Genomic DNA, 24527 nt, shown 5'->3' with positions numbered 1-24527 from the left:
TGTGTGGGGGGGCGCTCGGGTCGCGAGCCCGGGCATTTAACCCCGTCGGCGGGGCAGATCGGAAGACCCCATTCCGGATCGTTGTACGGACGGACGCGCGAGGGCCGAAGGTCCGTACCAGGGCGGACGAAGGTCCCGACCCCGCTGCCCACTACCCCGGTCCGGACGTGCCACACTCGGCACCATGCGCGTCTACATCGGTTCCGACCACGCCGGCTACGAACTCAAGAACCACCTCGTCGAGTGGCTGAAGGCCCACGGCCACGAGCCCGTCGACTGCGGCCCCCACGTCTACGACGCCCTCGACGACTACCCGCCGTTCTGCCTGCGCGCCGCCGAGAGGACGGCCGCGGACCCGGACGGCCTCGGCATCGTCATCGGCGGCTCCGGCAACGGCGAGCAGATCGCCGCGAACAAGGTGAAGGGGGTGCGCGCCGCCCTCGCCTGGAGCGAGCAGACCGCCGCCCTCGGCCGCGAGCACAACAACGCCAACGTGATCTCCGTCGGCGGCCGGATGCACACCCAGGAAGAGGCGACCAAGTTCGTCGAGATCTTCCTCAACACCCCGTACTCCGGTGACGAGCGCCACACCCGCCGGATCGACATGCTCACCGCCTACGAGAACACCGGCGAGCTCCCCCCGATCCCGGCCCACCACCCGCAGGAGCCGACCGCCTGATGCCCGAGGGGCACACCATCCACCGGCTGGCCGCCGACCACCGCGAGCGGTTCGGCGGCCGGCCCGTGCGCGTCTCCAGCCCGCAGGGCAGGTTCACCGACTCGGCCGCCCTGCTCGACGGCACCGTCCTGGAGACCACCGAGGCCCACGGCAAGCACCTCTTCCTGGGCTTCGCCGGCCAGGGCTGGATCCACATCCACCTCGGCCTCTTCGGCAAGGTGACCTTCGGCGGCGCCCCCGTCCCGCCGCCCACCGACACGGTCCGGCTGCGGCTCGCGAACCCCGAGGCGTATGTCGACCTGCGCGGCCCCACCACCTGCGCCCTCGTCACGGACGCCGAGAAGCGGGCGATACACGACCGGCTCGGCCCCGACCCGCTCCGCGACGGCGACGACCCGGACCGGGCCTGGCGCCGGATCTCCAGGTCCCGCACCACCGTCGCCGCCCTCCTCATGGACCAGAAGGTCGTCGCCGGCGTCGGCAACGTCTACCGCGCCGAGGTCCTCTTCCGGCACGGCATCGACCCGTACCGGGCCGGCAAGGACCTCACCAAGGCGGAGTGGGACGCGATCTGGGCCGACCTGGTGCTGCTCATGCGGGAGGGCGTACGGCTCAACCGCATCGACACCGTACGGCCCGAGCACACCCCCGAGGCGATGGGCCGCCCGCCGCGCGTCGACGACCACGGCGGCGAGGTGTACGTCTACCGGCGCGCCCGGATGGCCTGCCACGTCTGCGGCACCGGCATCCGCACGGCGGACCTGGCCGCCCGCAACCTCTTCTGGTGCCCGGGCTGCCAGACCCGCTAGGAGCCCTCCGCTAGAACCCGTGCGGCAGCCACGGCGCGACCGGCGAGCCGAACGCCACCGACGCCTCCACCAGCGCGCCCTCCCGCAGCTCCCGCACCCGGCCGGCCGCCGCAAGGGACGTCAGTGGGACGCCGCCCAGGTACGCGGCCCCCAACTCCCGCACCGAGAGCGACAGGTCGGCCGGGTCCGAGGTCCGGACGCAGGTCGCGCCCTTCGCGTCCCCGGTCAGCCGCCAACGCCCCTCGTTCCACGGGCAGAACGCGTCCTCGACCTCGAACACCACGTCCACCGGCGCCTGGTACGTCCGCGCCTCCAGGGCCGGACCCACCTCCACCAGACGCACGTGCAGCGCGTCCCGCAGGGTCGGCGCGCACCGCCGCACGTCGTCCACCAAGTGCTGCCAGCCGTCGTCCACCGGCCGCCCCTGGAGCCGTACCGACGCCGTCAGGTCCACCGACCACAGGAAGCGCCACAGCGCCGCCTCCGCCGCCGGGTCGAGCCCCAGCAGCTCGTGCACGTGCACCGACCCGTCGGCCCCGGCGGGCGACCAGTCCGGCTTGACCGCGTAGTGCGCGAACCCCACGACCTCCCCGTCCCGCTCCGCGAGCACGCACAGCCGCGGCGACGCCCCGCCCCGCTCGCCCTCCGGATCGAGCAGCGGCAGCCGCTCCCAGCCCGGCCCCCGGGCGATCATCCCCGGCCGCGCGGACACCAGGCGCGCGTACACCGCCTCGCACGCCGCCGAGGACTCCGCCGGGTCCGCCTGGCGCAGCACCACCCCGTCCACGCCCTCCGGCACCGCCAGCCGCACCCGGTGCGTGTCGATCACCGCCCGCAGCGAGTACGAGGCGATCCCGTAGCCGAACCGCCCGTAGATCCCCGGCTCCGACGCCGTGAGCACCGCGAGGAACTCGCCCGCCGCCCGCAGGTCGTCCAGCTGCCGCCGCATCATCGAGGTCAGGATCCCGCGCCGCCGGTGCGTCCCCGCCACGCTCACCATCGTCACCCCGGCCGCCGGCACCGACGCCCCGCCCGGGACCGTGAGCCGGAAGGAGAACGACCCCGCCGTCCCCACGCACAGCTCGCCGTCCCAGGCCCCCAGGGAACGGTCGAACTCGGTCAGGTCCCGCCACAGCCGTCGCTCCTCCGGGGACTCGGCCACCCCTCCGAACGCCAGCTCGAGCACTCCGTACCAGCGGTCCCATTCGAGCGGGTCGAGAACCCGCAGCTCCGTAGTCATATGCCAAGTCATATGCCATCGATATCAGCGGCCCGCGCCCGGGGCGACCCGGTTTCGCTCACCTTGTCACCGGGGTACCCCTGCACGACGCCGGACGGGATGGATAGGGTCCGGGCCATGGGACACCGCGGCGGAGTGAACGCGTACGCGGCCCGGACACGCAGGCGCGTGCGCCGGGCCCGCGTCGCGCTGCGCAAATCCGGCGTCGACTACTTCCGCGGGGACGGCGCCGACTGGATCGCCTTCGCCGGACTCCTCCTGATGATTCCGGCCATCGCCTTCGGCACCCTGGTCGACCCCGTCTGGTGCGCGCCCACCGCGCTCGCCCTGCCCATCGTGGCCGGCGGCCTGCTGCTGCGCCCCGCCAGCCTGCTCGGCCTGTACGCGGCCGCCGCGGGCGCCCTCATCGTCGAGTCCGTCGTCCTCGGCCCGTACACCCAGGGCCCCGCCCGGGTCACCCCCGGCACCGTCCTGGTCGTCGCCGCCTGCGGCCTCTTCGGGCTCCTCATCGCCCAGTTCCGGGCCCGGGTCGGCGTGCCCTGGCGGCGCGGCGGCACCATGCTCTTCGACCTGCGCGAGCGCATCCGGGTGCAGAGCGCCCTGCCCCGGCTCCCGCAGGGCTGGCACCGCGAGATGGCGCTGCGCCCGGCCGGCGGCCAGTCCTTCTCCGGGGACTTCGTGGTCGCCGCCCGCACCCACGGCGGCCGCACCCTGGAGGTCGTCCTCACCGACGTCTCCGGGAAGGGCATGGACGCCGCCTCCCGCTCCCTGCTGCTCTCCGGCGCCTTCGGCGGCCTCCTCGGCTCGCTCCCGCCGCACGGCTTCCTGCCCGCCGCCAACGGCTATCTGCTGCGCCAGAACTGGGACGAGGGCTTCGCCACCTCCATCCACCTCGTCCTCGACCTGGAGTCCGGCGACTACGAGCTCTACTCGGCCGGCCACCTGCCCGCCCTCCAGCTCCACGCGGGCAGCGGCCGCTGGGAGGAGAAGGAGGCCGAAGGCCCCCTCCTCGGCGTCTACGACGGCGCCGAGTTCCACCCGGTCAAGGGCTCCCTGCGCCCCGGCGACGTCCTGATGCTCTTCACCGACGGCCTCGTCGAGGCCGCCGACCGGGACATCGCCGAGGGCATCGACCGGCTCACCGGCGAGGCCGACCGCTGCGTCACCGACGGCTTCGACGGTGTCGCATGGGACCTCATCGAGGCCGTCGCCAAGGACGTCAACGACGACCGCGCCCTGCTCCTGATCAGCCGCCGGCCCTCCTGAGAGCGCCTCCGGGCGCGCACGGACGCGGGGGCGGTCAGGCCGGCTTCGCCGCCCGGTCCTTGCGGAAGGCCCAGGTCATCTCGGGCTCCGTGACCCACTTCAGCGCCTTGCGCACCGGGGGCGTGCAGAGCAGGGTCATCGCCGTCAGGGCGACCAGGGTGACCGCCACCCGGCCCGGGGCCGTGGTGAGCCACGGGTGGTCCTCGAAGAGGCCCAGGTACTGGGCGCCCCGTATGAGGAAGCCGTGCAGGACGTAGCCGCAGATGGTGCCGGCCCCCAGGACCGTGAACCAGCGCCGGGTGCCCGGGACGAGGGACAGGAACGCCGCGGCCAGCACCAGCGTGCCGAGGAAGAGGGCCGCGACCAGGAACATGCCCCACTCCACGTCGGCGCCCATCTCCTGCACGCTGCGGGAGCGGTAGAACCAGTTGAGGTGGAAGGCCGGCGCCTGCCAGTAGAAGAACGGCACCGCGGCGGCGAGCACGACGGCCGAGACGATCCGCACGGGCCGCCGCCGCAGGAGGGCGAAGTGCTCCGGCCTCATGCTCAGGCCGATCACGAAGTACGGCAGGAGCTGGAGCACCCGGGTCAGGTCCAGGGCCGCGCCGATGGCCGGGGTGACCGACGCGAGCCCGGCGATCATCAGGGAGGTCGCCACCGGCCACCGCACGACCCGCCAGAACGGGGTGGTCAGCCGCCAGACGAACAGCGCGATCAGGAACCACATCAGATAGCTGGGGCGGAGCAGGCTGAACGGCCGGAAGGCACCGGTGCCCCACCGGATGAACAGCGTGTACGCGACCTCGAAGAAGAGGTACGGCACGGCGACACCGGTGAGCAGGCGCTTGAGCTGGTCGGGCCGGCCGGTGTAACTGCGGGACAGATAGCCGGATATCAGGATGAACACCGGCATGTGGAAGGCGTACACCAGCATGTAGAGCCCGCGGGTGGCCCGGCTTCCCTCGATCACCGCGGGCCAGAGGTGGCCCATGACGACGAGTAGGATCGCGAGGTACTTCGCGTTGTCGAAGTAGGGATCGCGCGCGGTGGGCCTGCGGACGGACCCGCTCCGCGGGGGTGCCGCGGGGGCCGTAGACAGCTGCTCCGCTTCCCGGCGCCCGGAGAACGGAGCCCTGACGCTGTTCTGCGTAGCGGAGGACATCGGGGGACCCTAGCCGCGCATGCGCCTCGCCCGAACCCCCTCTCGCACAAAAGGACATAAGGTGCCAACTGGCTTTTAGTCGCCCTTATGTTCCCGATTAATACGTCTGACATCAGGGTAAAACGGGCTTGGTTGTACAGTTGTGCTCTTTCTCTCCCCTCCCTCCGCCGTCGGTCGCCGTCCGCGACCCGTCGGGCCGACGATTCGTCACCGGGCGGCATGGGCAAGGGGGTTGATGGCACCATGGGAGCAGTGGGGGGCGTGGGTGACGTGCGACCCCTGGACGGCAAGGCGGGACCGACCGAGGGTGTGATCAGTTGTGGCCATTTCACTGTCTGTGGTGTTGCTGTTGGCGATCATCATGGTGGTGCTGATCCGCGGGGGAAGCCTCAAGGCCGGCCCCGCCGTCGTCGCGGTCCTCTTCGGCTTCTTCCTCGCCTCCACCGGCATGGCCGACGACATCCAGCGCTTCCTGGACTCGATAACGCAGACCGTCGCGTCCATCAAGTTCTGAGGACGCCCCCGGCAGAAGACGAAGACGGGGCGGAAGACACGGAAACGACCCGGGGCCCGGACCGCGAGAAGCGGTCCGGGCCCCGGGCCCTGTGGAGCGGGTGACGGGAATCGAACCCGCGTAGCTAGTTTGGAAGACCTCGTACGCGAGATGGCGCTCACCTGGGGATGCGTTGACCTGTGCGTTCTCGGCCGACTCACCGTGAGTCCCCGTTGGGTCCTGCTACGCGCTGCCGGATCGGGCACGGAGCGGGCACGGCGGTGGGCACCGCCCTTTCCAAAACGGATGAGCCGAATGTCTGACCGTGCAGCTAATGTGCTCTATCACACGCGTACCGCTCATCACCGTGAGGCCCTATGAGTCCTTCAAACGGCAGCCTGCTCGCCGAGATCCAGCGTGATGTCCTTGACGAAAGCAAGTCCCTGGCCAGCGCTCTACGCAAGTGCATCGTCCTAGGCGGAGAAGCTAACTCTGCACCGCTTCGGGCCTGGGCCACGCTGGAGCTGCGTGGATACGGCCCGGACGATGATCTGCCTGACTTCCGGACTATCGCCGCTTCTCTGCACATTGATGGCGTCTCTGGGTATAACCGGATCTCTGGTCAGATGATCAGCCCGAGGGCGCTCCCAGAGGGGATCCGGGATCGGGTCGGGGAGACGTATGAGCTGCGTGCGGGCGTGGGCGAGATCGAGGCCATGATCCAGCAAGCTGAGGGCTCGCACATCCATCTGGGACTCCCCATGGGGGCGGACATCGCCGCTTTCATGAACCATTCGCTTGACAATGACGTGCAGCAGATCACGCGGGTCTATCGTTCTGTTGCTGTGACGAGTCTTCGTGGCGTGCTTGACCATGTACGTACCCGTCTCACCGAGCTGGTAGGAGAGTTGCGAGCGATCATGCCGGATGACCAGGCATCTCCTACCGCAGAGCAGGTCGGACAGGCCCTGAACGTGGCGGTGCATGGGTCGCCGAACGCACAGGTGCACTTGGTCACCTCGCAGGCCAGTGGAAGCGGGCAAAGCTCGATCAGGCAGGGCTCAGAGTCCGAAGCCCCAACGGAACCGGGCTTCTGGACCACTAACCGTAGGATCGGTGCGTTCCTGGTCGGGTTGGCGACTGTGATCGGCACCGTGGTTGCTGTGATCACGTACATCAACTCCTGAGGCACTTGCTCCTACAGTTGATCACGCGGTCGGTGGAGCGGCTTTGGGCTGGAGCTGCTTTGGGGCGAGTGATCATGGCCCCGTAAGCTTCCGGCGCGTCGGGCAGTCTGTGGACCTGCCCGGTAAAGCACGACGTTGGGGCCATGATCTTAGAGGCTCGCCCCAAAGTGGCTGCCTAAAGCCGAAGAAGTGCGGGGCCGGGTCTCTGACCTGCGGCCACGCAATCAATCAATGCTGCGACCTGCGATTTAGCTGTCGGTGGTTGTCAGCGTTGGTCGTCGTTGAGCACCCTTCGACGGTCCGGAGACGGCCCGGTTAGAGCCAGTCAGAGGTGCCGTGCCAACCTCTTGTGCTTCTCGTGTGCCCCAGGTGGCATCGGTAGACCAACCCGACTCAGCAGCATGGCCTTCGTGGCGAGCGCCAGTGCATCACCGAGTGCGGACTTCTCGTCGATGAGGATGACCCACTCCCGCTCGTCGGTTGGCAACGTCGCCGGCAAGGTCAAGATCCCTCGACTCCGCAGCTCGCTGGTCATCTCCTTGCAGAGGGCCGCTCCGAGTCGATCCCGATACGGGGCCAACGTCTGCTTGATAGTCAGCATGGGGAAGCGCTTAACGCCTCCATCCAGCCTGACCGCACCCACAATTTCGGCATATCCCATGGCACCGCAGGCTACTGAGGTAGTAACACGATTGTCTGCCGAGTTGCTGCAGCTGGGTAGAACTGGTAAAGCGGTCTGCTGGCGCACGGTAGAGGTCGGTGGAGCGGCTTTGGGCTGGAGCTGCTTTGGGGCGAGTGATCATGGCCCCGTAAGCTTCCGGCGCGTCGGGCAGTCTGTGGACCTGCCCGGTAAAGCACGACGTTGGGGCCATGATCTTAGAGGCTCGCCCCAAAGTGGCTGCCTAAAGCCGTGGAGCCGACCGGCCCCAGCCACAGAGGGGTTCACCACCCATCAACCCGAGCTGTCAGGCGTGCGGCCGGCGCCCGGGCCGCCGCTGGCGAAGACAGAGCGGCGGCCCGGGCGCCGGGCCGCACTCGCCGCGCCGTGCGCGGCGGGTGCCTTGATGAGGTAGAGAAACCTGTAACACGCCCCCCGGCACCTTCCGGACTACGGGCGATCTTGCTCCGCCCTGAGAGTCTTCAAGACCGACTCAGGCTCGCCGTCGTAGACAAGGTGGGGCTCGCTGGGCTCCGGGGGCACGAACCGGGTCCGGTAGCGGAGCAGGTCGCTCTCCGCGAAGTAGATCGAGTTCGGATCGTCTTCGTGCTGGGCGTTGCGCTTGCTCACTCGGGCCCAGAGTTCTTCATGGCTGGCCTCGAGGTAGACCACTGTCGAGATCGCACCGGCTTCGGCAGCGAAGGCCCTCCATCGGGCGCGTTCTTCCGGCGTCCAGAATCCATGGTCGACCACCACATCGTGTCCGGCCCGCAGTTGCTTCCGGAGCTCGACTGAGGTTTCTTCGAGGATCGGCTGCTCAAGGGTCGGGAACGTGCCCCGGGGGAAGTCGACTCCGTACACGCCGTGTCGGCGGAACATCTCCTCGTCCGGGCAGAGCCTGAGGAACCCGCGCGCAGTTAGTGCACGAGCCAGAGTCGTCTTACCTGAACCGGGTAGTCCCACCATGAGGACGCAGAAGGCCGGGCGGGTGGGCTCGGTGGTCGTCACTGGGAGAGTTCCGATTCTGTCTGCCAGGTGCGGTCAGGGCCGCCGAGGTCGACGCCGTACTCGACTACGGCGCCTTCGCTGTCTACGAACTTGGCCGTCATCACGACCACTGGCTTCTTGGGGGCCTTCGCGGGATCCAGCTCCAGGAGCTCGGCGTCCTCTCGCGTGAGCAGACGTGCCGAGGCGGTGTCGAACCGGTGCCTGATCGGTCGACCGGTGGCCTGCGCGATAAGTTGCAGTGACGTTCCCCCCGTCAGCCTTTCGCTCCTCGTGAGCTGGGGGATCAGCTCGCCGTATTGGGCGGGGATCCAAGACGTGGAGTGCGCGACGATGCCGTGCCGGTCGCGGTACACCCGGCTTCGCCGGATCACCTTGGACCCGGGCTTGATGTCGAGGGCTTCGGCTACATCTGCGGGCGCCGGCACCACCGAGGCTTGGTGTGAGTCGGATCGTTCGCCGGTTCCCCAACTGGACCCGGTGACAAGACCTCGGTCCTGGCGCTGGGCTCCCGACGACATGGGGGCGGGGCGGTCGAGCACCTCGGTTCCGATTCCGTGGATTCCCCTGACGAGCCCCTCGTTGCGCAGCTTGCGCAGAGCCTTCTCAGCGGTCGCGGTGCTGACGCTCCACTCCTGAGAGAGCGTCTTGATGCTCGGCAGAAGTGAGCCCGGCTGAAGATCTCCGGACGTGATCAGTGCCGCGTAGTGGGCGGCAATCTGCGCGTAGGGCGCTCGATTGTCGGCCTGGTCCGCCATGGGTCAGCTCCTTCTCGTCTCTACTTCCCTAGCGTACCCCTTGACACCCTAGGGTGCCCTAGGGAACCTTAGGGATGTGTTCGCTGTCACGGACAGCGAGGCATGGCACCCACCACTTCTTGCCCAGGGGCGGCGCTCAACCGCCAAGAAGAACCACCGCCCCTGGCTCCCACGAAGGGAAGTTCCATCATGCCCGCTTCTACTGTGGTCTACCGCCGGTCAGCGTTAGGCCGGGCTTGCCCGGCTTGTTCGGAGGGGCGGTGCTCGGACCCTGCTGAGTGCCTGTACTTCCTGACCTCGCGTCCGTGGGCCGACTGCTCCGCCTGTGAGGGGTCCGGCTGGGCGGGCGAGGACGCTGATCCGGCGATGCTCTTCTGCGAGTACTGCGAGGGGTCCGGCCTCAACGAGCACACCGTCCGCTCCGTTGCCCTGATCGAGGTCAGCGAGGGCGCCAAGCAGCGGCTCGCGCATCACGTCGCTCGCCTCACCGCCTGCGTGTCCCAGTCCACGGCGCCCGTGGTGGTGGCCGCGTGACGGTTTTCCCCGTCGCCCCGGAGGCCGTGGCTGGTGTCGCGGCCTCTTTGGGCACTGACCCCCTGGCCCTGGCCGATCTCCTGCGGGTCGCGAACGCTCCGGGCTTCGAGCGGTGGCGTGAGCAGGTGCGGCGTACGGGTGGCTGCTCGGACCCGATCCACCTATCCGGCACCACGGTCACCCGCGACCGGGCCACCGGCGATGTCCTGTACTCGTACTCCACGGCCGATGAGCCGGGAGGCCGGTTACGGGTCGCCTGCGGCAACCGCCGGGCCTCCCGTTGCCCTTCCTGCGCCTGGACGTATGCGGGGGACACCTACCACCTGATCCGGGCCGGGATCACCGGCGATGAACGTAAGAGTGTCCCCGCCACCGTGCGGGACCACCCGAGGGTCTTCGCCACCCTGACCGCCCCGTCCTTCGGGCCGGTCCACAATCGCCCTGCCTCCGGCCGCTGCCGCTGCGGCGTCCAGCATCCGGAGAACTCGCCCCTCCTGGGCACGGCCCTCGACCCGGCCACGTACGACTATGCGGGTGCGGTGCTGTGGAACAACCATGCCGGGCATCTGTGGCAGCGCTTCACGATCTACCTGCGCCGTGAGATCGCCGCCCGCGCGGGGATCACCCAGGCCGCGTTGAAGGAGTCGTGCCGGGTGTCCTTCGGCAAGGTCGCCGAGTTCCAAAAGCGCGGCGCGATCCACTTCCACGCCGTGGTTCGCCTCGACGGCCCGGACGGACCCGAGACTTCCCCGCCCGCGTGGGTCTCGGTCGGCCTGCTGGACGACGCGATCCGCGCGGCTGCCGCCCGGGTCGCCGTCACGCTCCCGCCCGCCGGCACCCATCCCGAACGGATCCTGCGGTGGGGGACGCAGGTGGATGTCCAGCCGATCGGGGCGCTCGGCCAGGAGGAGCTGACCGAACAGGCCGTCGCCTCCTACGTCGCCAAGTACGCCACCAAGGCCGCCGAGACCACCGGCACGGTGGACCGCCGCATCGGGGAACCGGCGGAGTTGGCCCGCCTCGACGTCCCCGACCACACCCGGCGCCTGATCGAAGCCTGCTGGACCCTCGACGGCGACTATCCCGGCCGGATGCTGGCGCGCTGGTCGCACATGCTCGGCTTCCGCGGCCACTTCTCCACCAAATCCCGCGCCTACTCCACCACCCTCGGCGCCCTGCGCCAGACCCGCGCCGACTACCGCGCCGCCCAAGAGCGCCGCGAACGCGGCCTGCCGGACCCGGACGACTCGGAGGGCTCCACCCTCGTGATCGCCCACTGGACCTACGCCGGACACGGCCACACACCCGGCGAGTCCTGGCTCGCCGCCAGCATCGCCCGCGACATCCGCACCAACCGCGAACTCGTCCGCGAGATCCGTACCGAACTCGAAGCCATCGAACTGGGGGAGTGGTGAGCATGGACCGACTGCTGAGCGTGAACGAGGTGGCCGAACTCCTCGGCACCACCATCCGCTTCCCCCGGCGCCTGATCGAAGAGCGCCGCATCGTCTTCGTGAAGGTCGGCCGACACGTCCGCATCCCCGAGAGCGCGGTCACCGCCTTCGTCGCCGCGAACACCGTCCAGCCGGTCACCCGCCACCTGAGGAGGGCGGCCTGATGGCGGGCAGGAAGCGATCCTTCGGGCGGGTCCGCAAGCTGCCCTCGGGGCGCTACCAGGCTCGCTACCCGTCTCCTGATGGCATCGACCGTCCCGCGCCGCACACCTTCCGCACGAAGCGGGAAGCTGATGACTGGCTGGCGGAGCGCCAGGCCGAGCTGCGCGCAGGAGACTGGACCGACCCGGACGCGGCCAAGGTGCCCTTCGGGGTGTACGCAGCTACCTGGATCACTGAGCGGGGTATCAGTTCCTCGACCGCCGACCTGTACCGGTCGCTCCTGCGGAATCACCTCGCGCCGACATTCGACGGCGTCGCCCTGGCCGACATCACCCCGGCCGTGGTCCGCGCCTGGCGGGTCGCTCGACTGGAGGCGGGCGCCGGAGCGTCGTCGGTGGCCAAGGCGTACGCCCTGCTGCGCGCGGTGCTCATGACGGCAGTCGAGGACCGGCTCATCCGCCGGAACCCCTGCCGCATCAAGGGCGCTTCCGTGGCCTCGACGCCCGAGCGGCCCACGGCAACCATCCAGGAGGTCTACGACCTCGCCGGAGCCATTCAGCCCCGGTACCGGGCTCTCGTCCTCCTGGCGGCCTTCACGGGCCTTCGGTGGGGAGAGCTGATCGGACTTCACCGCCGGGATCTCGACCTCGACGCCGGGACACTTCGAGTGCGCCGGAACGTCGCGGAGCTCCACAGCGGCGAACGGCTGGTGAAGCAGCCCAAGAGTTCGGCCGGCATGCGCACCGTCGCCATTCCGGCTGTGATCGTGCCCGATCTCGTCTCCCACCTGACGGTGTTCGCGGAGGCCGGTCCGGACGGCCGGATCTTCATCGGTGCCAAGAGGGCGACTCCTCGCCGGAACCACTTCAACAAGCTCTGGCACAAGGCGTGCGATCAGGTCGGCATCAAGGGGCTGCACTTCCACGATCTCCGGCACACGGGGAACACCCTCGCGGCCGCGACCGGCGCCAGCACCCGTGAACTGATGACGAGAATGGGCCACAGCACCGCGCGGGCCGCGCTGATCTACCAGCACGCGACGGCCGAGCGAGAGCGGCTGATTGGCCAGGCCGTGAGCGCGGTCGTCGAACGGGCCCGGAAGCAAGACCCCGAACCGAACGGGCACGCAGCGGGCACGGAGGACTGAACCAAGATCGGAAAAGCGTCAGGGCCAGGACGGAGGATGATCCTCTGACCTGGCCCTGAATCGCATGGAGCGGGTGACGGGAATCGAACCCGCGTAGCTAGTTTGGAAGACTAGTGCTCTACCATTGAGCTACACCCGCACAGCATCGCGCCGCAGGTCACGAGGACCGCGGCACGAAGAGCATGGTACCGGGTCCGCGGCCGTCTTCGCACACCCCGTGAAAAGAGGGGCGCCGCAGAGTCCCCGCCCATGTACCCTACGTGTCGCACCGACGGGGTGTGGCGCAGCTTGGTAGCGCGTCCGCTTTGGGAGCGGAAGGCCGTGGGTTCAAATCCCGCCACCCCGACCATGACGATCACGCGCCCGTCCCGGGCGTTCTTGATCATGTTGTGGGCGTCCTCCCGCTTGCGGTTACTATGCAAGCTGCGTGCCCGTGTGTCTCTCTGACCGGGCCGATCGGCCGGACCCGCCCCGCGCGGTCCGGCTGCATCCAGGAATCAGCCACAAGGAGACCGAACCGTGAAGAGCGCCGTGGAGACCCTGAACCCGACCCGGGTTCGGCTCACTGTCGAGGTGCCCTTCGAGGAGCTCAAGGACAGCCTCGACGCGGCGTACAAGAAGATCAACCAGCAGGTCACGGTCAAGGGCTTCCGCAAGGGCAAGATCCCGGCTCGCGTGATCGACCAGCGGTTCGGCCGCGGCGCCGTGCTGGAAGAGGCCGTCAACGACGCGCTCCCGAAGTTCTACACCGAGGCCGTCAACGAGGCCGAGGTCAACCCGCTCGGCCAGCCCGAGGTCGACATCACCGAGCTGAAGGACGGCGAGCTGCTGGCCTTCACCGCCGAGGTCGACATCCGCCCGACGATCGAGATCCCGGACTACTCCGGCATCGAGGTCACCGTCGACGCGGTCGAGGTCACCGACGAGGACGTCGAGAAGTCCGTGGAGCAGCTCCGCGAGCGCTTCGCCTCGACCTCCCCGGTCGAGCGCGCCGCCCAGGACGGCGACGTCGTCACCATCGACCTGGAGGCCAAGGTCGAGGGCGAGGTCCTCCCCGACGGCGTCGCCAGCGACGTCTCGTACACCATCGGCTCCGGCGAGCTGCTCGACGGCATCGACGAGGCCGTCAAGGGCCTGGAGGCCGGCGGCGAGGCCACCTTCACCTCGCAGCTGAAGGGCGGCTCCGCCGAGGGCAAGGACGCGGAGGTCACCGTCAAGGTCACCGCCGTCGCCGCCCGCGAGCTCCCCGAGCTGGACGACGACTTCGCGCAGCTCGCGTCGGAGTTCGACACCCTCGACGAGCTCAAGGCCGACAGCCGCAAGCGCCTCGAGAACATGAAGCAGTTCGACCAGGCCACCCAGGCCCAGGAGCGCGTCCTCGACGAGCTCCTCAAGCTGGTCGAGGTCCCGATGCCCGAGAAGCTCCTCGAGGACGAGATCAACACCCGCAAGCACAACCTGGAGCACCACCAGCTCGGCCAGATGGGCCTCGACCTCGCGAAGTACCTGGAGATCCAGGGCAAGACCGAGGAGGAGTTCCTGGCCGAGACCAAGGAGCAGGCCGAGAAGGGCATCAAGACCCAGTTCATCCTCGACGAGCTGGTCAACCGGGAGAAGCTCGACGTCTCCCGCGAGGAGCTCACCGAGCACCTGTTCCGCCGTGCCGCCTCCTCCGGCATGAGCCCCGACCAGTTCGCCCAGGCCGTGGCCCAGGGCGGCCAGGTGCCGATGCTCGTCGGCGAGGTCGCCCGCGGCAAGGCCCTCGCGGTCGTCGTCGAGGCCGCCAAGGTCGTCGACACCAAGGGCGAGCCCGTCGACCTCTCCGACGACGAGGACGAGGCCGCCGAGACCGCCGTCGAGGCGGCCGAGGGCGACGCGGCCGAGGTCTCCGAGGAGAAGTAAGCCCGGAGCGGCGCGGGGGCCGGACCCCCGCGCCGAACCGCTCCACGGGCCCGTGCGCACAGCTGTGCGCACGGGCCCGTGGACGTACCGGGACCCCCTTACGCGCCCCCAACTACCTTGCGCTCCCAGCGAACAGTTCGGGAACCGGGATGGCGTTGTCCCACCTGCGCGTTAGGGTCCATGAATACGAGGGCAGTGCCTTCTGAACGAGACGCGGAGACGGCCCGGGGCCGTCGGAGACGAGCAGGTGGATACGTGACGAATCTGAAGCCTTACGCCGCGGGTGAGCCGTCCATCGGTGGCGGCCTCGGCGACCATGTCTACAACCGGCTGCTCGGCGAGCGCATCGTCTTCCTCGGCCAGCAGGTCGACGACGACATCGCCAACAAGATCACCGCCCAGATGCTCCTCCTGGCCGCCGAGCCGGACAAGGACATCTACCTCTACATCAACAGCCCCGGTGGCTCGGTGACGGCCGGCATGGCCGTCTACGACACCATGCAGTACATCCCGAACGACGTCGTCACCATCGGCATGGGCATGGCGGCCTCCATGGGGCAGTTCCTGCTGACCGGCGGCACCGCCGGCAAGCGCTTCGCCCTGCCGAACACCGACATCCTGATGCACCAGGGCTCCGCCGGCATCGGCGGCACCGCCTCGGACATCAAGATCCAGGCCGAGTACCTCCTGCGCACCAAGAAGCGCATGGCCGAGATCACCGCGCACCACTCCGGCCAGACCGTCGAGGCGATCATCCGCGACGGCGACCGCGACCGCTGGTTCACCGCGGAGGAGGCCAAGGAGTACGGCCTCATCGACGAGATCATCTCTGCCGCCTCGGGCGTTCCGGGCGGCGGCGGCACGGGCGCCTGAGCCCCGCCGGCCCGCTCAAGAGCCCCAGCCCACCGAACGCCACCAGGACGGTGAACACCCAGATGCAGAACAACCTCTCCCCGAGCGGCCTCTACACCGGCGCGCCGATGGACAACCGCTACGTCGTGCCGCGCTTCGTGGAGCGCACCTCGCAGGGCGTGCGCGAGTACGACCCGTACGCGAAGCTGTTCGAGGAGCGCGTGATCTTCCTCGGCGTGCAGATCGACGACGCCTCCGCCAACGACGTCATGGCGCAGCTCCTGTGCCTGGAGTCGATGGACCCGGACCGCGACATCTCGATCTACATCAACAGCCCCGGCGGTTCCTTCACCGCCCTCACGGCGATCTACGACACGATGCAGTTCGTGAAGCCGGACATCCAGACGGTCTGCATGGGCCAGGCGGCCTCCGCCGCGGCCGTGCTGCTCGCCGCCGGCACCCCCGGCAAGCGGATGGCCCTGCCGAACGCCCGCGTGCTGATCCACCAGCCCTCCGGCGGCACCGGCCGCGAGCAGCTCTCCGACCTGGAGATCGCGGCCAACGAGATCCTGCGGATGCGCAGCCAGCTCGAGGAGATGCTGGCCAAGCACTCCTCGACCCCGATCGAGAAGATCCGCGACGACATCGAGCGCGACAAGATCCTGACCGCCGAGGACGCCCTCGCGTACGGTCTGGTCGACCAGATCGTCTCGACCCGCAAGAGCACGGCCGCCGCGGCCTGACGCTCGACCTTCCCCTGGCACGGTCCGCGTGGCCGAATCGCGACCATGCGAACCGTGCCAAGGGGGGCCCGAACGGGGGGCCCGGCAAGGTACCGTCGAATATGAGGCACCAGGAGTCGCTGAACCACGCGGCTCCCAGGCGAAGGGGAAGCACCTCGTGGCACGCATCGGTGATGGCGGCGACCTGCTCAAGTGCTCGTTCTGCGGAAAGAGCCAGAAGCAGGTGAAGAAGCTCATCGCGGGACCCGGTGTGTACATCTGCGACGAGTGCATCGACCTCTGCAACGAGATCATCGAGGAAGAACTCGCGGAGACGAGCGAGGTGCGCTGGGAGGAACTCCCCAAGCCCCGCGAGATCTACGAGTTCCTCGAGGGGTACGTCGTCGGGCAGGAGCCCGCGAAGAAGGCCCTCTCGGTCGCGGTGTACAACCACTACAAGCGCGTCCAGGCCGGCGAGAACGGCGGCGCGCAGGGCCGTGACGACGCCATCGAACTGGCGAAGTCCAACATTCTGCTGCTCGGCCCCACGGGCTCCGGGAAGACGCTCCTCGCGCAGACCCTGGCCCGGATGCTCAACGTCCCGTTCGCCATCGCCGACGCGACGGCGCTCACGGAGGCCGGCTACGTCGGCGAGGACGTCGAGAACATCCTGCTGAAGCTGATCCAGGCGGCCGACTACGACGTCAAGAAGGCCGAGACCGGGATCATCTACATCGACGAGATCGACAAGGTCGCCCGCAAGAGCGAGAACCCGTCGATCACGCGTGACGTCTCCGGCGAGGGCGTGCAGCAGGCCCTCCTGAAGATCCTGGAGGGCACCACCGCCTCCGTCCCGCCGCAGGGCGGCCGGAAGCACCCGCACCAGGAGTTCATCCAGATCGACACGACGAACGTGCTCTTCATCGTGGGCGGCGCCTTCGCCGGCCTGGAGAAGATCATCGAGTCGCGGGCGGGCGCCAAGGGCATCGGCTTCGGGGCGACCATCCGCTCCAAGCGCGAGATCGAGGCGAGCGACCAGTTCCAGGAGGTCATGCCGGAGGACCTGGTGAAGTTCGGGATGATCCCCGAGTTCATCGGCCGTCTCCCCGTCCTCACCTCCGTCCACAACCTGGACCGCGAGGCGCTCCTCCAGATCCTGGTCGAGCCGCGCAACGCGCTGGTGAAGCAGTACCAGCGCCTCTTCGAACTCGACGGCGTGGAGCTGGACTTCGACCGCCCGGCCCTGGAGGCCATCGCCGACCAGGCGATCCTCCGCGGCACCGGCGCGCGCGGCCTGCGCGCCATCATGGAGGAGGTCCTCCAGTCGGTGATGTACGAGGTCCCGTCCCGCAAGGACGTGGCCCGGGTCGTCATCACGGCCGACGTGGTCCGCGACAACGTCAACCCGACGCTGGTCCCGCGGATCGTCAAGAACGACGGCAGGCACGAGAAGTCGGCCTGACGCCGGACGAACGACGGTGAGGGGGTCCCGCCCGAAGGCGGGACCCCCTCACGCGTGTGCGGGCCGTCCGGTCAGAGCTTGACGCGAACTTCCTTGCGGAGCTTGGCGGTGATGGAGGCGGCCTCCTCGGCCGAGCCGCCCGCGCCGGTCATCATGGAGGCCATGTCGGCCGGGACCACGAAGCCCACGGTGCTGTGGTCGGCCCAGACGCACATGGTGATGGCGAACGCGGGCGTGCCGTTCGCGGTGTCGGCCTTCGTCTTGGCCTGCTGGCACTTCAGGACCGCGCCGTCGAGCTCCGCCGGCTCGTACTCCTGCGGGCTGCCCTCCAGCTGGGGCGTGCCGGCCTTGTCCGCGTCCTTGACGGACTCGGCCTTGGCGGCGGCGAAGATGGTGTCGACGACCTTCTCGGGGTCCTCGATCTCGCCGTAGAGGCCGTTGAAGGAGATGAGCTTGCCCGCCAGCGGGTTCGCCTTGTTCTCCACCTTGTACGAGGCGCTGACCTGCTGGGCGTTCTTGACGCCGTTCTGCTGGGCCTCCTTGAGGGAGTCCTCGCCGCTCGACTTGCCGCCGGAGGCGTCCTTCTTGTACTCGCCGAGCACCGTCTCCGGGGTGATCAGCTTGTGCGGGCCGTCGTCCGCGACCGAGGAACCGCCGCCGCCGATCACGAAGTACGCGCCCACGGCGATCGCCGCGACCACGGCCACCGCGCCGACGACCCAGCCCGCCTTGGACTTCTTCGGGGCCGGCGGGGGCGGCGGGAAGCCGCCGGGGCCCTGGGGGCCGCCGTACGGGGGCTGCTGGCCGTACGGGCCGGGCTGCTGCGGGTAGCCGTACGGCTGCTGCTGCGGCGGGACGCCCTGCGGGGCCTGCTGGGGGTACCCGTAGCCGGGCTGGGCACCGTACGGCCCCGGCTGCTGCGGCTGCTGGCCGTAGGGCCCCGGCTGGCCGTAGGGCCCGGGCTGCTGGGGCGGCTGGCCGCCGTACGGGCCCGGCTGGTTGTAGCTCATGGACAGGTTCCCCTCACAGGATGTTTATGCCTGCCGAACATCCTGGCGGAACCGTCGGACACTCGGTGCGGCGGGGGCCACACCGTTACCGAACCAAAGCGTTTCAGTACAGGGTCGCGACACCTCTAAACTGGCCCCGTGACCGAGAACACTCAGCAGCAGACAGCGCCCACCACCGAACTGCCGACCCAGTACGCGCCGGCCGAGGTAGAGGGGCCGCTGTACGAGCGCTGGGTGGAGCGCGGGTACTTCGAGGCGGACGCGAAGAGCGAGAAGCCGCCGTACACGATCGTCATTCCGCCGCCGAACGTCACCGGATCGCTCCACCTGGGCCACGCCTTCGAGCACACGCTGATCGACGCCCTCACCCGCCGCAAGCGGATGCAGGGCTACGAGACGCTGTGGCAGCCGGGCATGGACCACGCCGGCATCGCCACCCAGAACGTCGTCGAGCGCGAGCTCGCCAAGGAGGGCAAGTCCCGCCACGACCTGGGCCGCGAGGCGTTCGTCGAGCGCGTCTGGCAGTGGAAGGCCGAGTCCGGGGGCCAGATCTCCGGCCAGATGAAGCGCCTGGGCGACGGCGTCGCCTGGTCCCGCGAGCGGTTCACCATGGACGAGGGCCTGTCCCAGGCCGTCCAGACCATCTTCAAGAAGCTCTACGACGACGAGCTGATCTACCGCGCCGAGCGCATCATCAACTGGTGTCCGCGCTGCCTGACCGCCATCTCGGACATCGAGGTGGAGTACCAGGACGACGACGGCGAGCTCGTCTCCATCCGGTACGGCTCCGGTGACGCGGAGATCGTCGTCGCCACCACCCGCGCCGAGACGATGCTCGGCGACACCGCCGTCGCCGTCCACCCGGACGACGAGCGCTACAAGCACCTCGTCGGCACCGAGATCGAGCTGCCGCTGACCGGCCGCCGCATCCCGGTCGTCGCCGACGAGCACGTCGACCCCGAGTTCGGCACCGGCGCCGTCAAGGTGACCCCGGCGCACGACCCGAACGACTTCGAGATCGGTCAGCGCCACGGCCTGCCGAACCTCGCCGTCATGGACGAGCGCGCGGTCATCACCGCGCACGGCCCCTTCCAGGGCCTGGACCGCCTGGAGGCCCGCTCCGCCATCGTCGCCGCGCTGCGCGCCGAGGGCCGGATCGTCGCCGAGAAGCGTCCGTACGTCCACTCCGTCGGCCACTGCTCGCGCTGCAAGACCACCATCGAGCCGCGCCTGTCGATGCAGTGGTGGGTCAAGGTCGGCCCGCTGGCGAAGGCCGCAGGCGACGCGGTCCGCGACGGCAAGGTCAAGATCCACCCGCAGGAGATGGAGAAGCGGTACTTCGACTGGGTCGACAACCTGCACGACTGGTGCATCTCGCGCCAGCTGTGGTGGGGCCACCGCATCCCCGTCTGGTACGGCCCGGACGGCGAGGTCGTCTGCGTCGGACCCGACGAGCAGCCGCCGACCGGCGAGGGCTGGCACCAGGACACCGACGTCCTGGACACCTGGTTCTCCTCCGGCCTGTGGCCGTTCTCCACGCTCGGCTGGCCGGAGCGGACCGAGAGCCTGGAGAAGTTCTATCCGAACTCCGTCCTGGTCACCGGCTACGACATCCTCTTCTTCTGGGTCGCCCGGATGATGATGTTCGGTCTGTACGCGATGGACGGCACCCCGCCGTTCCACACCATCGCCCTGCACGGCATGGTCCGTGACCAGAACGGCAAGAAGATGTCGAAGTCCTTCGGCAACGTGGTCAACCCGCTGGACTGGATGGACGAGTACGGCTCCGACGCCGTCCGCTTCACCCTGGCCAACGGCGCCAACCCGGGCGTCGACGTCCCGATCGGCGAGGACTGGGTCAAGGCGTCCCGGAACTTCGCCAACAAGATCTGGAACGCGACCCGCTTCGCGCTGATGAACGGCGCGACGATCGAGGGCCCGCTGCCGGACGCCTCGGAGATGTCCGCGACCGACCGCTGGATCCTGTCCCGTCTCAACGCGACGGTGGCGCAGGTCGACGCGCTCTACGAGGACTACCAGTTCGCGAAGCTCAGCGACGCGCTCTACCACTTCGCGTGGGACGAGGTCTTCGACTGGTACGTCGAGCTGTCGAAGACGACGTTCTTCGCGGGCGGCGAGCAGGCCAAGGTCTCCGGCCGGGTCCTCGGCGAGGTCCTGGACGTCATGCTGCGGCTGCTGCACCCGATCGTCCCGTTCGTCACCGAGGCCCTGTGGACCACGCTGACCGGGCGCGAGTCCGTCGTGATCGCCGACTGGCCGGAGGACTCGGGCTTCCGGGACGCGGCCGCCGAGGCGGAGATCGAGAACCTCCAGCAGGTCGTCACCGAGGTCCGCCGCTTCCGCGCCGACCAGGGCCTCCAGCCCGGCCAGAAGGTCCCGGCCCGACTGGAGCTCGGCGGCACCGCGCTCGCCGCGCACGAAGCCGCGATCCGTCAGCTGCTCCGCCTCCAGCCGGAGGGCGAGGGCTTCTCCGCCACCGCCTCCCTGCCGGTCGCCGGGGCCACCGTCGCGCTCGACCTGTCGGGCACGATCGACGTGGAGGCGGAGCGCAAGCGCCTCACGAAGGACCTCGCGGCGGCCGAGAAGGAGAAGGCCCAGGCGAACGGCAAGCTGGGCAACGAGGCGTTCCTGGCGAAGGCCCCGGACAACGTGGTCGAGAAGATCCGCACCCGCCTCGCCAAGGCGGACGAGGACATCGCCCGCATCCAGGCCCAGCTGGCGAACCTGCCGCAGGCCTAGTTCCGCAAGTCACTTACGGAGGGCCCGGAACCGATCGCTCGGTTCCGGGCCCTTCCCGTACGGGTGGGCCGAGTGCCCGGCCCGCAGGAGACGGGGCCCGGGACCCTGGATGATGGAAGGCATGGTCCGTCTCCCCGCCGTCCCCGCGCTGCGCCGTCGCGCGGAGCGGTGGACGGGCTCGCCCCGCGCCCTCGACGCCGTCGCCGCGCTCAGCGCCTTCGGCCTCATGGTCCTGGACGTGCCGGGCCTCGCCCGCGAGGACAACTCCCTCACCGGCGTCACCGCGACCCTGGTCCTGGCGGCCGGCGCGGCCACGCTGGTCCTCCGGCGCCGGCTGCCGTGGCTCCCGTACCTGGTGGCGCTCGCCCTGATGGGCTGGCTGCACGAGCTGACCATGGTCCAGTTCGCGCTGTACTCGATCGGCCGGTTCCGGGGTCGGCGGGCCGCCGTCGCCGCGACCGTGCTGTACGTCGCCGTCGCGTACGCCCTCTTCCAGACGCCCGGCCGGCACCTCCACGGCTACACCCTGAGCGACTTCCTGAGCGTCGTCGTCCCGATCGGCGTCCTCGCGGCGGGCGTCGGCATCGCCGCGTACCGCCACGACCTCGTCCGCGCCCTGGAGACCGAGCGGCGCGAGGCCGCCGCCCGGCAGGCCGTCCAGGAGGAGCGGATCTCCGTCGGCCGGGACGTCCACGACCTGGTCGGCCGCGAGCTCACCGTCCTCGCGGTCCGGGCCGAGGTGCTCGCCGCGCGGGCCCGGGGCGAGGCCCACCGGCAGGACTTCGAGGAACTGGCGGACACCGCCCGGCGCGCCCACCGGATGCTCAACGAGACGATCGTGCGGCGCGCCGACCGGGACCCGGCCACCACCGGCCTCGACGGGCTGGCCGTCCTCGCCCGGGAGAGCGGGCGGATGGGCTGCCCCGTGGAGCTGACGGTCGCCGAGGAGGCGAAGGCGCTGTCCCCGCTCCGGCAGACGGCCGTCCACCGGGTGGTCCGGGAGTGCCTGACGAACGCGGCCAAGCACGCGCCCGGCCTGCCCGTGACGGCCGTGATCGCGGTGGAGGGGACCGACCTGCGGATCGAGGTCCGCAACCCGCTGCCGTTCGCGCCGCCGGACCGGGCCCCCGTCTCGGCCGGCACCGGCCTGCTCTCCATGGAGGAACGGGTCACCAGCATGGGCGGCACGCTGACGGCGGGGCCGGAGGCGGGGGAGTACGTGGTGCGGGCAACGCTTCCGACGGGGTTGTTGCGCTAGCCGACCCGCGCGGCTCCTCCGCCCGCCCGCGCCGGAGCCCTCCCCCCGCCCGGAGCCCGATGGGCAGGTCCGTAAAGCGGCCGGCGCGGCTCTCCGTAGACTGGCTCCGTGAGTGAGCCCCGCGACCCGTCCGACACGCCCGACGCCTTCGACGAGATCGTCGACAACGAGACCACCCGTGATCCCGACCTGGCGGTGATCGAGGCCGGCAGCCGTACCCTGCGCGCCCAGGCCGGGCCGCCCCAGGGCGACCCCGTGCCGAGCCGCCCCGAGGACCCGGAGCTCGACAAGGCGCTGCGCGAGGTCGAGACCGAGCTGTCCACCCGCTGGGGCGAGACCAAGCTGGAGCCCTCGGTCACCCGGATCGCGGCCCTGATGGACGTCCTCGGCGAGCCGCAGCGCGCGTACCCGACCATCCACATCACCGGCACCAACGGCAAGACGTCGACGGCCCGCATGATCGAGGCCCTGCTCGGCGCCTTCGAGCTGCGCACCGGCCGGTACACCTCGCCGCACGTGCAGACCATCACCGAGCGGATCAGCCTCGACGGCGCCCCGATCTCCGCCGAGCGGTTCATCGAGACGTACCGGGACATCGCCCCGTACGTGGACCTGGTCGACGCCCGCGAGGAGTACCGGCTCTCCTTCTTCGAGGTCCTCACCGGCATGGCGTACGCGGCCTTCGCCGACGCCCCGGTCGACGTGGCCGTGGTCGAGGTCGGCATGGGCGGCACCTGGGACGCCACCAATGTCATCGACGCCTCCGTCGCCGTCGTCACCCCCATCGACCTCGACCACACCGACCGGCTGGGCGAGACCCCCGCCGAGATCGCGGCCGAGAAGTCCGGGATCATCAAGCCCGGCGCGACCGTCATCCTGGCCCAGCAGCCGGTCGACGCCGCCCAGGTCCTCCTGAAGAAGGCCGTCGAGGCCGACGCCACCGTGGCCCGGGAGGGCATGGAGTTCGGCGTCACCTCCCGCGAGGTCGCGGTCGGCGGCCAGCTCCTCACCCTGCGCGGACTCGGCGGCGAGTACGACGAGGTCTTCCTGCCGCTGCACGGCGCCTACCAGGCGCACAACGCGGCCGTGGCGCTCGCCGCCGTCGAGGCCTTCTTCGGCATCGGCGCGCAGCACGCCCGCACCCTGGACGTGGACACGGTCCGCCAGGCGTTCGCGCGGGTGGCCTCGCCCGGCCGCCTGGAGATCGTCCGCTCCTCCCCGACGGTCGTCCTGGACGCCGCGCACAACCCGCACGGAGCGAGGGCCACCGCCGAGGGCATCAGCGAGGCCTTCGGCTTCTCCCGGCTCGTCGGCGTGCTCTCCACCAGCGCCGACAAGGACGCCAAGGGGGTCCTGGAGGCCTTCGAGCCGATCCTCGCGGAGGTCGTGATCACCACGAACTCCAACCCGCGGGCCACCGACGTGGACGCGCTCGCCGCGATCGCGGTCGAGGTCTTCGGCGAGGACCGGGTCGTCGTCGAGCCCCGGCTGCCCGACGCCATCGAGGCGGCCATCACCCTCGCGGAGGAAGAGGCCGAGTACGGCGGCGCGGGCGTCCTCGTGACCGGTTCGATCTTCACGGTCGGCGACGCCCGGCTGCTGCTCCGGAGGGGCTGAATCCCATGCGCACGCTCTGTTCCTCGACGCTCATCGGCGAGTTCTTCGTCATCGGCTTCGCCGGGCTCGTCGCCATGAAGGACGACACCCTGGCGATGTCCACCGTCTGGTGGGTCTGCGGGATCGGGATGGTCTTCTCGGTGCTGCTGTGCGGGATGGTCACCCGGCCCGGCGGCGTCCAGCTCGGCTGGGCGCTCCAGCTCGGCCTGATCGCCAGCGGCTTCTTCGTCCCGGTCATGTTCTTCCTCGGCGCGGCCTTCGCCGCCCTGTGGTGGGCCTCCGTGCACTACGGCCGGCAGGTCGACGCGGTCAAGGCCCGCTGGGCCGCGCAGAACGCCCAGGGCCCGGCAGAGCCTGACGCTGCGTAATCGGGGCACGTGCGGGCCCTGT

General features: G+C 69.8%; 23 protein-coding genes and 2 tRNA genes. 18 read left to right on the top strand and 7 right to left on the bottom strand.

The genetic code is table 11. The features are described from left to right. Nucleotides 1–184: 184 nt before the first annotated feature. Entirely contained in the window at nucleotides 185–679 is a 495-nt protein-coding gene (locus ACIQD7_RS15250; RefSeq protein ID WP_402441926.1) for a ribose-5-phosphate isomerase, read from the top strand. Further along, entirely contained in the window at nucleotides 679–1488 is an 810-nt protein-coding gene (locus ACIQD7_RS15245) for an Fpg/Nei family DNA glycosylase (protein WP_402441924.1), read from the top strand. Before ACIQD7_RS15250 ends, ACIQD7_RS15245 begins: the two co-directional genes overlap by 1 nt. 10 nt (nucleotides 1489–1498) lie before the next feature. Here the strand turns inward: ACIQD7_RS15245 and ACIQD7_RS15240 are convergent, their stop codons facing one another. Then, nucleotides 1499–2728, bottom strand: a complete 1230-nt coding sequence (locus tag ACIQD7_RS15240) for a GNAT family N-acetyltransferase (protein WP_402441923.1) — start codon at nucleotides 2726–2728, stop codon at nucleotides 1499–1501. 117 nt (nucleotides 2729–2845) lie between these two features. On the opposite strand from ACIQD7_RS15240, the gene ACIQD7_RS15235 reads away from it, so the two are divergent. Further along, nucleotides 2846–3994 carry a PP2C family protein-serine/threonine phosphatase gene (locus tag ACIQD7_RS15235; protein WP_402441921.1) on the top strand — a complete coding sequence of 383 codons (1149 nt, stop codon included), beginning with the start codon at nucleotides 2846–2848 and terminating at the stop codon, nucleotides 3992–3994. Nucleotides 3995–4028: 34 nt separating this feature from the next. Here ACIQD7_RS15235 and ACIQD7_RS15230 read toward each other — a convergent pair whose 3' ends face one another. Further along, nucleotides 4029–4985 carry an acyltransferase family protein gene (locus ACIQD7_RS15230; RefSeq protein WP_402441919.1) on the bottom strand — a complete coding sequence of 319 codons (957 nt, stop codon included), beginning with the start codon at nucleotides 4983–4985 and terminating at the stop codon, nucleotides 4029–4031. A 490-nt stretch (nucleotides 4986–5475) separates the two neighbouring features. Here ACIQD7_RS15230 and ACIQD7_RS15225 point away from each other — a divergent pair, with 490 nt between their 5' ends. Next, nucleotides 5476–5670: a hypothetical protein gene (locus ACIQD7_RS15225; RefSeq protein ID WP_030210679.1), complete on the top strand. Its 195-nt coding sequence runs from the start codon at nucleotides 5476–5478 to the stop codon at nucleotides 5668–5670. 356 nt (nucleotides 5671–6026) lie between these two features. After that, nucleotides 6027–6836 carry a hypothetical protein gene (locus ACIQD7_RS15220; RefSeq protein ID WP_402441918.1) on the top strand — a complete coding sequence of 270 codons (810 nt, stop codon included), beginning with the start codon at nucleotides 6027–6029 and terminating at the stop codon, nucleotides 6834–6836. Between the two features lie 325 nt (nucleotides 6837–7161). Here the strand turns inward: ACIQD7_RS15220 and ACIQD7_RS15215 are convergent, their stop codons facing one another. The 3 genes from ACIQD7_RS15215 to ACIQD7_RS15205 all read right to left on the bottom strand — a co-directional run bounded on the left by ACIQD7_RS15215 (nucleotide 7162) and on the right by ACIQD7_RS15205 (nucleotide 9257). Beyond that, nucleotides 7162–7497, bottom strand: a complete 336-nt coding sequence (locus ACIQD7_RS15215; protein ID WP_402441916.1) for a hypothetical protein — start codon at nucleotides 7495–7497, stop codon at nucleotides 7162–7164. 447 nt (nucleotides 7498–7944) lie between these two features. Next, nucleotides 7945–8502, bottom strand: coding sequence for an AAA family ATPase (locus ACIQD7_RS15210; protein ID WP_402441914.1), 558 nt, complete (start codon nucleotides 8500–8502; stop codon nucleotides 7945–7947). Then, complete coding sequence (locus ACIQD7_RS15205; protein WP_399611009.1) at nucleotides 8499–9257, bottom strand: GntR family transcriptional regulator; 759 nt, start codon at nucleotides 9255–9257, stop codon at nucleotides 8499–8501. The genes ACIQD7_RS15210 and ACIQD7_RS15205 overlap by 4 nt, the downstream gene beginning before the upstream one ends. 366 nt (nucleotides 9258–9623) lie before the next feature. Here ACIQD7_RS15205 and ACIQD7_RS15200 point away from each other — a divergent pair, with 366 nt between their 5' ends. The 4 genes from ACIQD7_RS15200 to ACIQD7_RS15185 are packed head-to-tail and all read left to right on the top strand — an operon-like array spanning nucleotide 9624 to nucleotide 12554. Then, nucleotides 9624–9791, top strand: coding sequence for a hypothetical protein (locus tag ACIQD7_RS15200; protein WP_185908590.1), 168 nt, complete (start codon nucleotides 9624–9626; stop codon nucleotides 9789–9791). Next, nucleotides 9788–11206, top strand: coding sequence for a replication initiator protein RepSA (gene repSA, locus ACIQD7_RS15195; protein WP_402441912.1), 1419 nt, complete (start codon nucleotides 9788–9790; stop codon nucleotides 11204–11206). The genes ACIQD7_RS15200 and repSA overlap by 4 nt, the downstream gene beginning before the upstream one ends. 2 nt (nucleotides 11207–11208) lie before the next feature. Then, nucleotides 11209–11409, top strand: a complete 201-nt coding sequence (locus ACIQD7_RS15190; RefSeq protein ID WP_399611007.1) for an excisionase family DNA-binding protein — start codon at nucleotides 11209–11211, stop codon at nucleotides 11407–11409. Beyond that, entirely contained in the window at nucleotides 11409–12554 is a 1146-nt protein-coding gene (locus tag ACIQD7_RS15185; RefSeq protein ID WP_402441910.1) for a tyrosine-type recombinase/integrase, read from the top strand. The genes ACIQD7_RS15190 and ACIQD7_RS15185 overlap by 1 nt, the downstream gene beginning before the upstream one ends. 65 nt (nucleotides 12555–12619) lie before the next feature. Here ACIQD7_RS15185 and ACIQD7_RS15180 read toward each other — a convergent pair. Next, nucleotides 12620–12693 (bottom strand) — tRNA-Gly (locus tag ACIQD7_RS15180). Nucleotides 12694–12826: 133 nt separating this feature from the next. Here ACIQD7_RS15180 and ACIQD7_RS15175 point away from each other — a divergent pair. The 5 genes from ACIQD7_RS15175 (at nucleotide 12827) to clpX (ending at nucleotide 17492) form a co-directional block, all read left to right on the top strand. Further along, nucleotides 12827–12903 (top strand) — tRNA-Pro (locus ACIQD7_RS15175). 170 nt (nucleotides 12904–13073) lie between these two features. Beyond that, the gene (tig, locus tag ACIQD7_RS15170; RefSeq protein WP_121830250.1) at nucleotides 13074–14456 is read left to right on the top strand and encodes a trigger factor; all 1383 of its coding nucleotides are present in this window, start codon (nucleotides 13074–13076) and stop codon (nucleotides 14454–14456) included. A gap of 255 nt (nucleotides 14457–14711) precedes the next feature. Further along, complete coding sequence (locus tag ACIQD7_RS15165) at nucleotides 14712–15329, top strand: ATP-dependent Clp protease proteolytic subunit (protein ID WP_053645462.1); 618 nt, start codon at nucleotides 14712–14714, stop codon at nucleotides 15327–15329. A gap of 62 nt (nucleotides 15330–15391) precedes the next feature. Further along, entirely contained in the window at nucleotides 15392–16051 is a 660-nt protein-coding gene (locus ACIQD7_RS15160) for an ATP-dependent Clp protease proteolytic subunit (RefSeq protein WP_062757094.1), read from the top strand. A gap of 157 nt (nucleotides 16052–16208) precedes the next feature. Beyond that, on the top strand, nucleotides 16209–17492 hold the full coding sequence (gene clpX / locus ACIQD7_RS15155; protein WP_030210686.1) for an ATP-dependent Clp protease ATP-binding subunit ClpX: 1284 nt from the start codon (nucleotides 16209–16211) through the stop codon (nucleotides 17490–17492). Between the two features lie 71 nt (nucleotides 17493–17563). Here the strand turns inward: clpX and ACIQD7_RS15150 are convergent, their stop codons facing one another. Further along, nucleotides 17564–18502, bottom strand: coding sequence for a hypothetical protein (locus ACIQD7_RS15150; protein ID WP_161372238.1), 939 nt, complete (start codon nucleotides 18500–18502; stop codon nucleotides 17564–17566). A gap of 138 nt (nucleotides 18503–18640) precedes the next feature. On the opposite strand from ACIQD7_RS15150, the gene ACIQD7_RS15145 reads away from it, so the two are divergent. The 4 genes from ACIQD7_RS15145 (at nucleotide 18641) to ACIQD7_RS15130 (ending at nucleotide 24505) form a co-directional block, all read left to right on the top strand. Further along, a complete protein-coding gene (locus ACIQD7_RS15145; protein WP_121830248.1) occupies nucleotides 18641–21262 on the top strand; it encodes a valine--tRNA ligase in 2622 nt (873 codons plus the stop codon). 121 nt (nucleotides 21263–21383) lie between these two features. Beyond that, nucleotides 21384–22520 carry a sensor histidine kinase gene (locus tag ACIQD7_RS15140; protein WP_402441908.1) on the top strand — a complete coding sequence of 379 codons (1137 nt, stop codon included), beginning with the start codon at nucleotides 21384–21386 and terminating at the stop codon, nucleotides 22518–22520. A 108-nt stretch (nucleotides 22521–22628) separates the two neighbouring features. Next, on the top strand, nucleotides 22629–24137 hold the full coding sequence (locus ACIQD7_RS15135; protein ID WP_402441907.1) for a bifunctional folylpolyglutamate synthase/dihydrofolate synthase: 1509 nt from the start codon (nucleotides 22629–22631) through the stop codon (nucleotides 24135–24137). A 5-nt stretch (nucleotides 24138–24142) separates the two neighbouring features. Continuing rightward, nucleotides 24143–24505, top strand: coding sequence for a DUF4233 domain-containing protein (locus ACIQD7_RS15130; RefSeq protein ID WP_121830246.1), 363 nt, complete (start codon nucleotides 24143–24145; stop codon nucleotides 24503–24505). The last annotated feature ends 22 nt before the right edge of the window (nucleotides 24506–24527 follow it).

This window comes from Streptomyces sp. NPDC093071, from assembly GCF_044754545.1.
In the GTDB taxonomy this organism is placed as follows: Bacteria; Actinomycetota; Actinomycetes; order Streptomycetales; family Streptomycetaceae; genus Streptomyces.
The sequence above is the reverse complement of the archived record's forward strand: the minus strand, read 5'-3'. Positions and strand labels throughout refer to the sequence as shown.

Bases quoted from the DNA above. Each gene is read 5' to 3' on its own strand.
- ACIQD7_RS15235 (WP_402441921.1), top strand. From the start codon at position 2,846: ATGGGACACCGCGGCGGAGTGAACGCGTACGCGGCCCGGACACGCAGG.
- ACIQD7_RS15200 (WP_185908590.1), top strand. From the start codon at position 9,624: ATGCTCTTCTGCGAGTACTGCGAGGGGTCCGGCCTCAACGAGCACACC.
- ACIQD7_RS15220 (WP_402441918.1), top strand. From the start codon at position 6,027: ATGAGTCCTTCAAACGGCAGCCTGCTCGCCGAGATCCAGCGTGATGTC.
- ACIQD7_RS15160 (WP_062757094.1), top strand. From the start codon at position 15,392: ATGCAGAACAACCTCTCCCCGAGCGGCCTCTACACCGGCGCGCCGATG.
- ACIQD7_RS15190 (WP_399611007.1), top strand. From the start codon at position 11,209: ATGGACCGACTGCTGAGCGTGAACGAGGTGGCCGAACTCCTCGGCACC.
- ACIQD7_RS15185 (WP_402441910.1), top strand. From the start codon at position 11,409: ATGGCGGGCAGGAAGCGATCCTTCGGGCGGGTCCGCAAGCTGCCCTCG.
- ACIQD7_RS15230 (WP_402441919.1), bottom strand. From the start codon at position 4,985: ATGGGCCACCTCTGGCCCGCGGTGATCGAGGGAAGCCGGGCCACCCGC.
- ACIQD7_RS15215 (WP_402441916.1), bottom strand. From the start codon at position 7,497: ATGGGATATGCCGAAATTGTGGGTGCGGTCAGGCTGGATGGAGGCGTT.
- ACIQD7_RS15250 (WP_402441926.1), top strand. From the start codon at position 185: ATGCGCGTCTACATCGGTTCCGACCACGCCGGCTACGAACTCAAGAAC.
- ACIQD7_RS15130 (WP_121830246.1), top strand. From the start codon at position 24,143: ATGCGCACGCTCTGTTCCTCGACGCTCATCGGCGAGTTCTTCGTCATC.
- ACIQD7_RS15205 (WP_399611009.1), bottom strand. From the start codon at position 9,257: ATGGCGGACCAGGCCGACAATCGAGCGCCCTACGCGCAGATTGCCGCC.
- ACIQD7_RS15150 (WP_161372238.1), bottom strand. From the start codon at position 18,502: ATGAGCTACAACCAGCCGGGCCCGTACGGCGGCCAGCCGCCCCAGCAG.
- ACIQD7_RS15140 (WP_402441908.1), top strand. From the start codon at position 21,384: ATGGTCCGTCTCCCCGCCGTCCCCGCGCTGCGCCGTCGCGCGGAGCGG.
- ACIQD7_RS15245 (WP_402441924.1), top strand. From the start codon at position 679: ATGCCCGAGGGGCACACCATCCACCGGCTGGCCGCCGACCACCGCGAG.
- ACIQD7_RS15240 (WP_402441923.1), bottom strand. From the start codon at position 2,728: ATGACTACGGAGCTGCGGGTTCTCGACCCGCTCGAATGGGACCGCTGG.